The sequence below is a fragment of the Actinoallomurus sp. CA-142502 genome (assembly GCF_050936355.1).
GTDB classification, from domain to species: Bacteria; Actinomycetota; Actinomycetes; order Streptosporangiales; family Streptosporangiaceae; genus Actinoallomurus; species Actinoallomurus iriomotensis.
The window spans coordinates 9,363,905-9,377,832 of sequence record NZ_JBNJMY010000001.1 but is presented as its reverse complement, the minus strand read 5'-3'; the positions used below and the strand labels follow the sequence as shown (position 1 = coordinate 9,377,832).

The 13,928-nt window shown below is 70.5% G+C and carries 10 protein-coding genes; 5 read left to right on the top strand and 5 right to left on the bottom strand.

The window, feature by feature from the left end; translation table 11 throughout:
- Window positions 1-40: 40 nt before the first annotated feature.
- Window positions 41-763 carry a hypothetical protein gene (locus ACQEV1_RS43730; protein WP_433402844.1) on the top strand — a complete coding sequence of 241 codons (723 nt, stop codon included), beginning with the start codon at window positions 41-43 and terminating at the stop codon, window positions 761-763.
- A gap of 426 nt (window positions 764-1,189) precedes the next feature.
- Here the strand turns inward: ACQEV1_RS43730 and ACQEV1_RS43725 are convergent, their stop codons facing one another.
- Complete coding sequence (locus tag ACQEV1_RS43725) at window positions 1,190-4,099, bottom strand: CARDB domain-containing protein (protein ID WP_433402841.1); 2,910 nt, start codon at window positions 4,097-4,099, stop codon at window positions 1,190-1,192.
- 241 nt (window positions 4,100-4,340) lie between these two features.
- On the opposite strand from ACQEV1_RS43725, the gene ACQEV1_RS43720 reads away from it, so the two are divergent.
- On the top strand, window positions 4,341-5,096 hold the full coding sequence (locus tag ACQEV1_RS43720; RefSeq protein ID WP_433402839.1) for an SDR family NAD(P)-dependent oxidoreductase: 756 nt from the start codon (window positions 4,341-4,343) through the stop codon (window positions 5,094-5,096).
- A gap of 9 nt (window positions 5,097-5,105) precedes the next feature.
- On the opposite strand, the gene ACQEV1_RS43715 is transcribed toward ACQEV1_RS43720, so the two are convergent.
- The gene (locus ACQEV1_RS43715) at window positions 5,106-5,642 is read right to left on the bottom strand and encodes an EF-hand domain-containing protein (protein WP_433402836.1); all 537 of its coding nucleotides are present in this window, start codon (window positions 5,640-5,642) and stop codon (window positions 5,106-5,108) included.
- Between the two features lie 494 nt (window positions 5,643-6,136).
- Between ACQEV1_RS43715 and ACQEV1_RS43710 the strand changes: the two genes are divergently transcribed.
- Window positions 6,137-7,078 (top strand): LysR substrate-binding domain-containing protein, encoded by a 942-nt coding sequence (locus ACQEV1_RS43710; protein WP_433402833.1) that lies wholly within the window; start codon window positions 6,137-6,139, stop codon window positions 7,076-7,078.
- Window positions 7,079-7,096: 18 nt separating this feature from the next.
- Here ACQEV1_RS43710 and ACQEV1_RS43705 read toward each other — a convergent pair whose 3' ends face one another.
- Window positions 7,097-7,885, bottom strand: a complete 789-nt coding sequence (locus ACQEV1_RS43705) for a TetR/AcrR family transcriptional regulator (RefSeq protein WP_285627269.1) — start codon at window positions 7,883-7,885, stop codon at window positions 7,097-7,099.
- A gap of 97 nt (window positions 7,886-7,982) precedes the next feature.
- Between ACQEV1_RS43705 and ACQEV1_RS43700 the strand changes: the two genes are divergently transcribed.
- Window positions 7,983-8,969: an ATP-binding cassette domain-containing protein gene (locus ACQEV1_RS43700; protein WP_433402830.1), complete on the top strand. Its 987-nt coding sequence runs from the start codon at window positions 7,983-7,985 to the stop codon at window positions 8,967-8,969.
- Window positions 8,966-9,805, top strand: coding sequence for an ABC transporter permease (locus tag ACQEV1_RS43695; RefSeq protein WP_433402827.1), 840 nt, complete (start codon window positions 8,966-8,968; stop codon window positions 9,803-9,805). The genes ACQEV1_RS43700 and ACQEV1_RS43695 overlap by 4 nt, the downstream gene beginning before the upstream one ends.
- 46 nt (window positions 9,806-9,851) lie before the next feature.
- Here the strand turns inward: ACQEV1_RS43695 and ACQEV1_RS43690 are convergent, their stop codons facing one another.
- Window positions 9,852-11,834: an ABC transporter ATP-binding protein gene (locus ACQEV1_RS43690; RefSeq protein WP_349497999.1), complete on the bottom strand. Its 1,983-nt coding sequence runs from the start codon at window positions 11,832-11,834 to the stop codon at window positions 9,852-9,854.
- On the bottom strand, window positions 11,831-13,564 hold the full coding sequence (locus tag ACQEV1_RS43685; RefSeq protein WP_433402824.1) for an ABC transporter ATP-binding protein: 1,734 nt from the start codon (window positions 13,562-13,564) through the stop codon (window positions 11,831-11,833). Before ACQEV1_RS43685 ends, ACQEV1_RS43690 begins: the two co-directional genes overlap by 4 nt.
- Between the last annotated feature and the right edge of the window lie 364 nt (window positions 13,565-13,928).

Sequence of the window (13,928 nt, the reverse complement as noted above, 5' to 3'; positions counted from 1 at the left end):
TCATTCCGACACCATAGGTAACCATCACATGGGAGAGTGCATGCACACCCACACACCGCAGCCCGGTCGCCGCACGGGCAACCTCTTCTGCCGCGTCCGAGGAGGCGCCGTGGGCGTCGCGGCGGCGGCCGGGGTACTGCTGTCGACGGCCGGGACCGTTCCCGCCTACGCCCAGACCCAAAGGGTTTACGCCGCGCCGGGCACGAACACCTTCACCGTGCCCACCGGTGTGTCCCGGATCAGGGTCGTCCTGACCGGTGCTGGGGGAGGCGGCAGCATGGGGACATCCAATACCGTCTACCTGTCCTCTGGCAGTGGCGGGGGCGGGGGCGCCACGTCGTTCTGCACGCTGGCCGTCCATCCCGGTGACCAGATGACCATCACCGTCGGCACCGGCGGTGCCGCACCGAACGGCGACGGTCTCGCCGGGACGGCCTCCTCCGTCGCCTACGCCGACGCCGGCGGCGCCAGCGCCGACGCCGGCGGCGGCGGCCATACCGGCCCCGGCGGCCACGACAACGCCGGCGGCGCGGGAGGTATGAACGCCACCTGGTGCGCCGGTGACGACGCCGGTCAGAACTTCGGCCAGGCCGGCACGGCCGGAGTCAAAGACACGGGAGGCCCCGGAGGCGCGCCCGGCGCCGGGGTCTCCAGCGCCTGCCCCGCCGGTGTCGGCCGAGGCGGAAACGGCGCCGACTCGGCTCCTGCCCCCTACCGGCGCGGCTTCCCCGGCGCGAACGGCTGCGTCGTCCTCACTTACTGACACCCCAAGACAGCGCCGGCGGCTCCACTGCCCCCGCCACAGCGGGGGCGGTGGAGCGCTCACTCCAGCCGTGGAGCGTTCAATCTCCGAGCTCAGGTGGTACCACAGTGAAGATCCCGGCCGTGGGCGCCTCAGCGGCTGGCCCGTCCGCGGCCATCGGCCTCCTCGCCGTCCCCGCTGCCCAGGCGCGAGCGGTGCCCCTGACGCCGGTGGCCCGGACGGCCGCGCTCCCCACAGCCGTCCGACTCCTGACCGGCGAACTCCAGGCGGACTTAACGCCAAGCAGGTCACCGAAACCACCAGAGCCTGCCCAGACAACCGCTGCTCCACCGACCAGCACGTCTACGGCTTCCAATAGCCCGCCGTACGCGCCTGGACGGCGCGTGGCCCCGGCGCCTGGAAGGCGCCGGGGCCGTCCGCCTCCCCTTATTGGACGTTGATCGTGAACGTCGACGTCGTGTTCCGGATGTCGACGGCGTTGTCGCTCAGCTTGAGGTTGTTGAACGTCGCCGAGCCGACCGCCGGGCCCTGGCCGGACTCGGGCAGTTCGTTCGCCCAGATCCCGAAGCCGGACTTGGCGTCGTACGCGTCGCCGCTCTTGTGCGCGCCGCTGATCGTGATGTTGGTCAGCACGGTGTCGGTGACCGGGTTCAGCGGCCGCCCTCCGCTGTAGTCGGTCTGGAACATGATCCCCGAGTACGTCGGATCGATGATGTCGACGTCACTGACCCGGATCGCGCGGAACTGCTTCGAGGCCGAGAACATCCAGATCCCCGGGAAGGTCTGCGCGCCCCAGAAGTGGCCGCCCGCCCGCACGATGGAGATGTTGCCGAAGTTCGTCGGGTCCGGTCCGAAGTCCTCCATCGGGTAGCCGAAGTCGAGCGAGCTGATCGTGATGCCGGAGTAGGTCAGCGTGTCGGCGATGTAGACGTTCTTGACGGTGTTGTCCTGCCCGCCGTACACGGCGACGCCGGCCGCGCGCCACGGCAGGATCGCGGTGAGGTTCTGGTAGGTGTTGTTCTTCTCCCCGGTGCCGCCGGAGTCGGTCGCGGCGAACAGCGCGAAGCTGTCGTCGCCGGTCGAGCGGGCCTCGTCGTTGGACACCAGGTTGTCCGAGCTGCCGTTCGTCATGTTGACGCCGTCGGCGAAGGTGTCGCGGATGCGGTCGTTCGTGATCGTCATGTGGTCGGTGTTGTTGCCCCAGTACATGCAGACCATGTGCTCGACCCAGATGTTGTCGATCGTGTCGTTCGCGACGTTCTGCAGGTCGAACACCTTGCCCGGCCCGTCGATGCGCGAGGTGTAGTTGCCGAAGTAGGCGAACCCGGAGAACGTCGAGCCGTTCGCCGACGAGTCGGCCCGGATGCCGACGTCGGTGTTCTCCTGGCCGGTCGGCGCCTGGAACTGCGTGTACCAGGGGCCCGCGCCCACCATCTTGATCGCCTTGCCGTACACCTGGAGCTTGCTCGACGTCTGGTACGTGCCGGCGGGCAGGTAGACGCCGACGAGGCTCGGGTCCTGGCGGGCCTTGTCCAGGGCGTTCTGCACGTCCTGCTGGGTGAACCCGGCGGGCACCGTGTACTTGCCCGGGTCGGGGTTGGCGATGGGGGAGACCTGCTCGGTGTCGATGAAGTCGATCGAGTAGTACGCGGCCGTGTTGGCCGCGTCCTTCTGCAATCTGATCCTGCTGCCGGCCGGGACCGTGGTGCCGAGCATCGCGTGCGCCTCGTCATAGATGTGCCGGGGCGTCGAGCTCGGCGCGTTGTTCGGGCTGGTCTCGTCGCCGTACAGCCAGGCGAAGTGGGAGGTCAGGTCGATCGCCTTGAGGAAGGTGCCGTTGACGTAGACGTCCAGGGTGGAGTTGATCCCGCCGCCGCCGGAGGCGTCCGGCATGGCGAACCGCGTGACCAGGGTGTTGGTGGACGCCTTGGTGGTGAACTCCACGCTGGCGCCGGTGCTCGCCAGCTTGACCGCCCGGCGGCCCGAGGCCTCACCGGCGAGGTCGCCGATGGTCCGGTTCGGGCCGACGATCGTCGCGCCGCCCGCGAGGACGCCGTCCTCGGCCTCGTAGGCGTCATAGGGCATGTTCGCGCCGCGGCCGACGAAGAACGGCGTCGTGCTGGTGTTGTTGGCCTGCTTGACCGGCAGTTCGTTCGGGTCGTTCGCGAGGACGGTCTTGACGGTGTACTTGCCGTTGACGGCCGTCCACGAGCCCAGGGTGACCGGTGCGGCGGTGGCGCCCGCGGCGATCGTCCCGCTGACCGAGCCGGTGAACGTTTTGACCACGGAGTTGTTCGCGTCGAGCAGCGACAGCGTGATCCCGTGCGAACCCGAGCCCGAGGCGACGGTGCCCTGGTTCTTGACGGTCACGCTGAACGACACGTTGTTTCCGCTCGCCGGGTTGCCCGGCGTCCAGCTGACCGACGAGGCGACCAGGTCGGAGCTGGCGACGGGCGAGACGACCAGCGAGGCCGGGTTCGTGTACGTGTTGTTGTTCTCGTTCAGCTCCAGCACGGTGTCGGACTCGTCGACCTTGCCGACGAGCTGGTACGTCCCGGCGGTCCGCGTGCCGACCGAGGCGGACACCGAGGCCGAGGCGCCCGCGGCGATCGCGGGGACCGACGCGGTGCCGGCCTTCTGCCCGGACAGGTAGAAGTTGACGTTCGTCGCGTCGGAGGCGGCGGTGCCGATGTTCTTCACGGTGGCCTTGAGCGTGACCGTGTCGGTCTCCACGGGAGAGGACGGGGTCCACGACATGTCGCCGATCGTCAGGTCGGGCGCCGGGGCCGGGGAGCCCATGACCTGGAGCTCGCCGACCTGCCCGCCGGGCGCGCCGGAGTTGCTCGTGAACGCCAGCTGCACGTCGGCGACCGTGGCGGAGACGGGGATCGTCACGGTGTTCGCCCCGTTGTTCGGGTCGAAGGAGTAGCTCTTGGCGCCGACGAGGGTGGTGTAGCCGCCGGAGTGCGTCGCCCGGCCGAGTACCGCGATCGTCTGCGTACGGGCGGCCCAGATCGGGTCGGGGTTGAGCTTGATCACGACGGAGCTGATGACGGCCTTGGCGCCGAGGTTGACGCTCAGGGTGGCCGGGTACGCGCCGGAGGCGCTCTCCCAGTAGGTGCCGACGTTGTTGTCGTTGGCGTTCGTCTCGACGAAGTCGTACACGTGCGAGGAGGCGGTGATCGGCTTTCCGGCGGCGAGGTCGGTGTCGGCGGCCGGACGGGGCGAGGAGGGCACGGGGGACGCGGCGGCGGGGGACGCCAGTCCCAGGGCGGCGAACAGGCTGATCACGGCGGTGGCGGCGATCAGCCGCAGGCGGGTGTGGTGGGGTCTCATTGCGCCTCTCGTCTGCGACAGCGCCGACCGCGCACGGTCGGCGCTCTGGAGGGGGCACGTGCCTGGGGGAGGCATGTGGGACGCATCACAGAGATTAGATTCGCCGACAAGGCAACGCAAGAGGCCGACTTTTGATTGCAAAAAGTCGATGGACGGCCTCGGTCGTCCGGCGTCTGGCCGGGCTCCCGTCCGCTGCTCCAGACTCTTGGTCGTCGGACGGTGTGAGAGAGAGGCGGGGCGGATGCCGGAGCGGGTGGCGTTGGTGACGGGTGCGTCGAGGGGCATCGGGGCGGCGACCGCGCGGCGGCTCGCGCGGGACGGGATGGCGGTGGCGATCAACTCCCACCCGGAGGAGCGGATGGTCGCCACGGCCGACCGGGTCGCCGCCGGGATTCGCGACGACGGCGGCACGGCCGCGGTGTACGTCGCGGACATCGCCGAGGCCGGCGCGGTGGACGCGATGTTCGGCCGCTGCGAGGAGGAGCTGGGCCGGATCGGCGTGCTGGTGACGAACGCGGCGGTGACCCGGCGCACGGAGTGGACCGATCTCACCGAGGCCGACTGGGACCGGATCCTCGGGGTCAACCTCACCGGCGCGTGGCTGTGCGCGCGGCGCGCCTTCGGCGAATCGCCGGCCGAGGGCGGCGCGATCGTCACGGTCAGCAGCGTCCTCGCCCGGATCGGCGCGGCGGACTCGGTCCCGTACGCCACCACGAAGGCGGGCCTGCTGGGCTTCACCCGCTCGATGGCCCGCGCCCTCGGGCCGGCGGGCGTACGGGTCAACTCCGTGATGCCGGGCGCGATCCGGACCGAGGAGGAGCTGGAGGCCTACCCGGACCAGGAGGCGATGGAGCGGCAGGCCCTGTCGCGTCAGGCGCTCCAGCGCCGGGGCCTGGCCGAGGACATCGCGAACGTGGTGAGCTTCCTCGCCGGCCCGGACAGCGCCTTCATGACCGGTCAGACCGTGTGCGTGGACGGAGGCTGGGTCCTGCACTGAGGACGGGCACTAGCCCACCGGGAGTTCGAAGCGCCCGAACAGCCACGTGCCGGGTGCCGCGGGGTCGTCGCCGGCCCAGAAGTCGGTCCACAGCCGGACGAACTCCTCGCGTGACAGGTGGCCGTCGCCGTCGAGGTCGAGCAGGGGGAAGACCTCGTCGGTGTCGGTCGGGCGGCCGCTCCATGCCTCGATCAGCCGGTTGTACTCCCAGGCGGAGATGCGCCCGTCGCCGTCCTCGTCGACGGCCACGAACATCGCCTCGGCGGTGTCGGTGACCGCTCCGGGCATGCCGCCGAGCCGGTCGACGACCAGCAGGACCTCATCGAGGGTGATCTTGCCGTCCCGGTCGGCGTCGGAGGCGGCCAGCAGCGTGTCCCACCAGCCCATCATGATCGAGGTCAGCCGGACGCTGCCGCTCGTCCCCCGGATGGCGATCCAGCGTGCGGTCAGGGCCGCGAAGTCGGCCTCCTGGAGTAAGCCGTCGCCGTCGGCGTCCATCGCCTCGAACACCCCGGCGATCTTCTTCCTCTGGAACTCACTCGCCATGTGATCGGTCCTTCCGGTACGTCTGATGTGCAGGTGAAAGCGCAGCTTCATGGTGGTGACAGGCGTTCGCTGCTTCAATCGCCCGGAAGCGTTACCTTCTTCTCCGTCGGTAACTGAACCATCACCCAAAGTGTGAGGTCGATTCCGAGACATCCCGTATGCCGGGAATGTGGCCTATAGGAGAGATGAGGCGCTCACCGCCGCCACCGGTGCGGCGGAAGACCCTGGCCGGCGAGCGTGGGGACGCGAGCGCCGATGGGGGAAGTGACCAGGGCTGGGCGGTGACGGCGGTGAGCGGACCGGCGGCGGGCCGGGGACCCGCCGCGCCGACGGCGAAACGCATGGCCCAGGGATGCCGAGGGGCCCGGTGCCGGGGAAAACGTGTTCGCGGTCACGCTTCCGGTATAACGCCGCGTGGCCGAAGGAGCGGACGAAGTTCACGAAAGTTGAATCGCCCTCAGGCGCCGGACGGCCGGTCACGTACGGTGAGAACCGTGGAACTACGGCAACTCGCGTCGTTCCTGGCGGTCGTCGAGGAGGGCCAGTTCGCCCGCGCCGCCGCCCGGCTGTTCCTGTCGCCGCCCGCGGTGACGGGCCACATCCAGCGGCTCGAACGCGAGCTGGGCGTGCAGCTCCTCGAACGCTCACCGATCGCGCTGACCCCGGCGGGCGAGCGCCTCGTGCCCCACGCCCGTACGATGCTCGCCGCGGCGAACGCCGCCACCGACGCCGTCACCGATCTGCGCACCGACGACGATCTCCCGCTGCGCGTCGGCGTGATGGCTCCCGGCTCGGCCGAGCTGACGCCCGTGATCCTGAGGGCCTTCCGCAGGGCGCAGCCCACCATCCCGCTGATCGTCGAGAGCCTCGCCTTCGCCGAGCACACCACCGCGCTGACCGAGCACCGGGTCGACCTGGCGTTCGTCCGCCCGCGGCCCGACGACGAGCGCCTCAACGTGGACGTGCTCACCACCGAGCCCCGGGTGCTGATCCTGCCCACGGCCGGCCCGGTCGGCGACGCGGAGGCGCTGCGTCTGAGCGACGTGCTCGACCTGGCCTTCGTCGGGCTGCCCGAGGGCGTGCCCCGGGTGTTCACCGACTACCTGTACTTCGCCTCGGCGCGCAACGGCATGTCGCCACGGTGCGGCGTCGACGAGGCGGCGACCATCCAGGACGTGCTCACCAGTGCTTCGGCCGGGCGGGCGATCGGGGCCGCGCTGTACTCCTTCTCCCGGCTCTATCGCTGGCCCGGCATCAGGTTCGTCCCGGTGATCGACGCGCCTTGGGCGCAGAGCGTGCTGGCCAGCCGGAGGGACGACATCCGCCCGCAGGTACGGGCCTTCCGCGCGTTGGCCACCACGCTGGCCCGCGACCTGGGCCCCGGCCTCGCGTCCGCCTCGGAGGCGGCCGGGCCGCTCATCCTTCCCGAGCCGTGACCGGGGCCGGCGACGGGTTCATCCGGACTCGTCGGAGCGGGCCTGGATGAGGGCCTGGAGGCCGTCGAGGATCAGTCGGAGGCCCAGTTCGAACGCGCGCGCAGGGTCGTGCGCGGACCCGTACTCGGCCCCGGCGGCGGCGCCGACGCGTGTGGCCGTGGGGAAGCGGGTGACGTCGAGCACCTTCTCCAGGAGCGGGGCGCGGGCCTGCCACCACTCTTCGTCGGTCAGGTCGGTGCGCCGCTGCGCCTGCGCGGACTCGACCGCGCCTCGTACCGCGCCGTGGACGTAGTCGGACAGCACGCTGACCACCAGGTCCATCTCGATGTCCGAGAGGCCGAGGCCGTCGACGGCGCGTAGCTCGCGGTCGTACCTGGCCGTCTCGTTGGGGCCGAGCACCGGGCGGCTGGTGGCGACCTGGAGGAGCCAGGGGTGGCGGAGGTACCGCGCCCGGTTGTCCCGTGCGATCGCCTGGAGCCGGGCCCGCCAGTCGCCGTCCTCGGGCGCGGCCGGCGTCGTGGTCTCGCCGTAGACCCGGTCCAGCATGACGTCGATCAGCTCGGCCTTGCCCGGCACGTAGGTGTAGAGGGACATGGCGGTGACGCCGAGGCGTTCGGCGACGCGTCGCATCGACAGGGCGGCCAGCCCCTCGGTGTCGGCGATCTCGATCGCGGCCCGCACGATGCCGTCCACGGTCAGCCGTGGCTTGGGGCCGGGTCTGCCGGGTCTGTCGTCGCGCCCCTCGGCGCCCCAGAGGAGCTCGAGGCTGCGCTTCGGGTCGCCCGCGGCGCTGTACTCCGTCGTCACCCCGCCATTGTCCTTGCGTCAGCAGGCCGGCTTGAACTCTCTACGGCGTAAGGTAATCTGTGCGTCCAACTTTATACGGCGTAGAGAGATGGGGCTCATGAGCTTGACCGACTACGCGGTCGTCGCCGAGGGGCTGCGCAAACGCTTCCGCGGCACGACCGCGCTCGACGGGTTCGACCTGGCCGTACGGGCGGGCACGGTGCATGGCCTGCTCGGCCGCAACGGCGCGGGCAAGACCACGGCCGTACGGGTGCTGACCACGCTGCTGCGGTCCGACGGCGGGCGGGCCGAGGTGGCCGGGTACGACGTGGGGCGCCAGGCCGACCGGGTGCGCGCCCGGATCGGGCTGGTCGGGCAGCAGACGGCCGTGGACGAGGCGCTCAGCGGGCGGCAGAACCTGACGATGTTCGGCCGCCTGTACCACCTCGGGGCGAGGGCGGCCGCGCGGCGGGCGGACGAGCTGCTGGAGCGGTTCGGGCTGGCCGACACCGGGCGGAAGGCCGTCAAGGACTATTCGGGCGGGATGCGCCGTCGCCTCGACCTCGCCGCCGGGCTGATCGTCGCGCCGCCGGTGCTGTTCCTGGACGAGCCGACCACCGGCCTGGACCCGCACAGTCGCAACGAGGTCTGGGCGGCCGTGCGCTCACTGGTCGCCGACGGCACGACCACGGTGCTGCTCACCACGCAGTACCTGGAGGAGGCCGACCAGCTCGCGCACGGCATCTCGGTGATCGACTCCGGGCGGGTGATCGCCGAGGGCGGCCCGGAACGGCTGAAGGCCGCCCTCGGCGGCGATCGGCTCGACGTCGTGGTGCGCGACGTCGCCGACCTGCCCGCGACGGCGGCCGTCGTCGGCCGGGCGCTCGGCGCGCGACCGGAGACCCACGAGGACACCCGTCGGGTCAGCGTGCCCGTGCGCCCGCCCGCCGACCGCGTCGCCGCCCTGGCCGAGGCCGCCCGCGCGCTCCGGGACGAGGGCGTCGTGGCCGAGGACATCGCGCTGCGCCGCCCCACCCTGGACGAGGTGTTCCTGCACCTGACCGCGGCGCCGGGCGACCGCGTCGACGCGGAGGCGAGCCGATGACCCCCACCACGCCGGCCCCGGCGCTTCCGCGCGGGCCGCTCGACCGGATGCGGTGGGCGGTCGCGGACGGCTGGACCGTCACCCGCCGCGACCTCACGCACTGGGCCCGCCGGCCCGGCGCCGTCATCGCCGGCAGCGTGCTGTTCCCGATCATGATCGTGCTGATGTTCGGGTACCTGTTCGGCGGCGCGATGAGGACGCCCGGGGACGGGCGGTACCTCGAATTCCTGATGCCGGGCATGTTCGCGATGACCATGGTGTTCGGCATCGGGGCCACGCTGGTCTCGGTCAGCACCGACGCGGCCCGGGGCGTCACGGACCGGTTCCGCTCCATGCCGATGGCGCCGACGGCCGTGGTCGTCGGCCGCGCCGCCGCCGACATGCTCAACTCCGCTCTCGCGCTGGCCGCCATGATCGCGTGCGGGCTGGCGGTCGGCTGGCGGGCCCGCGGCGGCCTGGGCGACGCGCTGCTCGCGGTCGGCCTGCTCCTGCTGCTGCGGTTCGCGTTCGTGTGGGTGGGCGTCTACCTCGGCCTGACGTTCCACCGCAACCCCGAGGCGGTCACGGCGGTGCGCACGCTGGAGTTCCCGATCGGCTTCCTGGCCAACGCGTTCGTCTCCCCGGCGACGATGCCCGGCTGGCTGGGCGCCATCGCCGAATGGAACCCGCTGTCCGCCACGATCTCGGCCACCAGGCGGCTGTTCGGCAACCCCGGCTGGGGCGGCGACTCGTGGATCGTCCACCACGCGCTGCCCATGGCGGTCGCGTGGCCGCTGCTGATCGTGGCGATCTTCTTCCCGCTGTCGGTGCGGAGCTTCCGGCGGCTGCGCCGCTGATACGGAGAGAGGGCGGTTTCGAAACGTCGAAACCGCCCTCTCGTTACTAGTCGACCTCGACGACGGCCTGCGCGAACTGCGCCGTGTACAGGCGGGCGTAGGCCCCTTCCGCCTTGAGCAGCTCGTCGTGGGTGCCCTGCTCGACGATGCTCCCCGACTCCATGACGAGGATCAGATCCGCGTCCCGGATCGTGGACAGCCGGTGGGCGATGACGAAGCTGGTGCGGCCCTCCCGCAGGGAGTTCATCGCCCGTTGGATGAGGACCTCGGTGCGCGTGTCGACCGAGCTCGTCGCCTCGTCCAGGATCAGGATCGACGGCCGGGCGAGGAACGCGCGGGCGATGGTGATCAGCTGCTTCTCGCCCGTGCTGACGTTGGCGCCCTCGTCGTCGATGACCGTGTCGTAGCCGTCCGGCAGCGTACGGACGAACCGGTCGACGTGGGTGGCGCGGGCCGCCTCCACGATCTGCTCCTGGGTCGCGCCGGCCGCGCCGTACGCGATGTTCTCCGCGATCGTGCCGCCGAACAGCCAGGCGTCCTGCAACACCATGCCCGTACGGGCGCGCAGGTCCTCGCGGGTCATCTCGGCGACGTCGACGCCGTCGAGGGTGATCCGGCCGCCGGTGACCTCGTAGAAGCGCATCAGGAGGTTCACCAGCGTGGTCTTGCCGGCCCCGGTCGGGCCGACGATCGCGACCGTCTGCCCCGGCTCGACCGTCAGGGACAGGTCCTCGATCAGCGGGATCTCCGGGTCGTAGCTGAACGAGACGTGCTCGAACGCCACCCGTCCGCGTACGTCCTGCGGGCGTACCGGCGTCACCGGGTCCGGTTCCTGCTCGTCGGCGTCCAGCAGCGCGAACACCCGCTCGGCCGAGGCCACCCCCGACTGGAGCAGGTTCGCCATGCTGGCCACCTGCGTGATCGGCTGGGTGAACTGCCGGGAGTACTGGATGAACGCCTGCACCTCGCCCAGCGACAGCGATCCCGAGGCCACCCGCAGCCCGCCGACGACGGCGACGAGCACGTAGTTGAGGTTGCCGATGAACATCATCGCCGGCTGGATCATGCCGGAGATGAACTGGGCGCGGAAGCTGGCGGCGTACAGGGTCTCGTTGTGCCGCTCGAAGGTCTCCCGCGACTCCTTCTGCCGCCCGAAGACCTTGACCAGCGCGTGCCCGGTGAACATCTCCTCGATGTGCCCGTTGAGCCGGCCGGTCGTCGCCCACTGCTTGACGAACTGCGGCTGGGCCTTCTTGCCGATCCGCGCCGCCACGAAGACCGACACCGGCACGGTCACCAGCGCGATCAGCGCCAGCAGCGGCGAGATGACGATCATCAGGGTGAGCACGCCGACGATGGTGAGCAGCGAGGTCAGGATCTGGCTGAGCGTCTGCTGCAGCGTCTGCTGGAGGTTGTCGATGTCGTTGGTGACGCGGCTGAGCACCTCTCCGTGCGGCTGCCGGTCGAAGTAGCCCAGCGGCAGCCGGGCCAGCTTCGTCTCGGCCTCCTCGCGCAGCCGGTACATCGACCGCTGCACGATCGTCGTGGTGAGCCGGCCCTGCAGCAGCCCGAACACCGCGGCGACCACGTAGAGGGCCAGCACGACCAGCAGCACCGTGCCGACCTTGCCGAAGTCGATGCCGTGACCCGGCACGAAGTCCATCGAGTTGAGCATGTCCGCGAGGGTCGTCTGGCCGCTCGCGCGCAGGTGCGCGACCATCTGGGCCTTGGTGAGCCCGGCCGGCGCCTGACGGCCGACCACTCCGGCGAAGATCAGGTCGGTGGCCCGGCCGAGGATGCGCGGACCGATCACGGTGGTGGTGACGCTGGCGACGGCCAGCAGCAGCGTGACGATGATGAGCGGCCGCTCGGGCCGCAGCATGCGCAGCAGCCGCCGGCTCGATCCCCGGAAGTCCAGGGACTTCTCGACCGACCGCCCGGCCATGAACGCGGCCGGTCCACGGGCCGTACCGGGTGCCGGTCCCGGGCCGCGACCCGGTACGGGACGTTCCCCAGCGGGGCGACTCATGCGGCCTCCTGCTCGGTGAGCTGGGAGAGGACGATCTCCCGGTAGGTCTCGTTGGTGTCCATCAGTTCGTGGTGGGTGCCCGTGCCGACGACGCGGCCCTCGTCGAGGACGATGATGCGGTCGGCGTGCCGGATGGTGGAGACGCGCTGGGCGACGATGACGACGGTCGCGTCGGAGGTCTCGGCGGCGAGCGCCGCCCGCAGCGCCGCGTCGGTGGCGTAGTCCAGGGCGGAGAAGGAGTCGTCGAACAGGTAGATCTCGGGCCGGCGTACGAGCGCCCGGGCGATGGCCAGGCGCTGCCGCTGGCCGCCGGAGACGTTGGTGCCGCCCTGATCGATCTTGGCGTCCAGGCCGCCGTCCATGCGCTCGACGAAGTCGCGGCCCTGCGCGATCTCCAGGGCGTGCCAGATCTCCTCGTCGGTCGCGTCGGGCTTGCCGTACCGGAGGTTCGAGCCGACCGTGCCGGAGAACAGGTACGGCTTCTGCGGCACGATCGCGACCGCCTCCGACAGGACGTCCGGGTCGAGCGTGCGCACGTCGATGCCGTCGACGAGCACGGTGCCGGCGGTGACGTCCATGAGCCGGGGGATCAGGTTGAGCAGCGTGGTCTTGCCGCTGCCCGTCGACCCGATGATCGCGGTGACCTCGCCCGGCCGCGCGACCAGGTCGATGCCGCTCAGCACGGGCTGCTCGGCGCCGGGGTAGCGGAACTCGGCGTCCCGCAGCTCCAGATGACCGTGCACGGCGAGCGTACGGACCGGCTCGTCCGGCGCGACGACGCTCGGCTCGGTCTCCAGCACCTCCTGGATGCGCTCGGCGCACACCTCGGCGCGCGGCACCATCATGAACATGAAGGTGGCCATCATCACCGACATCATGATCTGCATGAGGTAGCTGAGGAACGCGGTCAGCGCGCCGATCTGCATCGACCCGTCGTTGATCAGGTGGCCGCCGAACCACAGCACCGCGACGCTGGAGACGTTGACGACGAGCATCACCGTCGGGAACATCAGGGCCATCAGCCGCCCGGTGCCGAGCGAGACCTCGAGCAGCTCGGTGTTGGAGGTGGCGAACCGCTCCTGCTCGGGCCGGTCCCGTACGAACGCCCGGATCACCCGGACGCCGCCGATCTGCTCGCGGAGGACCCGGTTGATCGTGTCGATGCGTTCCTGCATCAGCCGGAACAGCCGGCGCATCCGAGTGATGATCAGGCTGATCACCACGCCGAGCACCGGCACGCTGACCAGCAGCAGCGAGGACAGCTCGACGTCCTGGTTGAGCGCCAGCACGATGCCGCCGACCCCCATGATCGGCGCCGACACCATCATCGTGAACGTCATCAGGGCCAGCATCTGGACCTGCTGCACGTCGTTCGTGGTCCGGGTGATCAGGGACGGCGTGCCGAACCGGCCCACCTCACGCGCGGAGAACTCCTGCACGCGATTGAAGATCCCCGCCCGTACGTCACGGCCGAGCGCCATCGCCGTACGGGCGCCGAAGTAGACCGCGGTCGCCGAGCAGACGATCTGTACGAGAGCGACGGCGAGCATGATGCCGCCGGTCCGCATGATGTAGCCGGTGTCGCCCTTGACCACGCCGTCGTCGATGATGTCGGCGTTCAGGCTCGGCAGGTACAGGGTCGCCAGGGTCTGCACCAGCTGAAGCACCACCACGAGCGCCAACGGCTTTCGGTACGGGCGCAGATAGGCGCGCAGAAGTCGGATCAGCACACGCAACTCTTCCTGTCGGCGAAAGGAATCCGGGCAAGCGCCACCGTCTCCACAGGAGATGGCTCGGGGGACAGGTACGAAAAGTACCTCTAAATCAGAGGTGATTGCGCGTGATTTTTCCTGAAGCTGAATCGTTAGTGGCGCTATATCCGCAGGTCGGGTCGGCTGGCGGGATTCGGCGGTGTCCGGGGGTGGCCTGCCCTGTACAAACCCATGCGCGACGGCTACGCCCTGTGACGCCCGGCCGAACGCCATTCCAAACTCGCCCGACCCGGCCGTACGGCCTGCCCGGGACGTTCCCGGCAGGGCGTACAACCTGCCCGACCGGCCGATGTGGGGACGGGGGGCTTCGCGGAGCATGGCG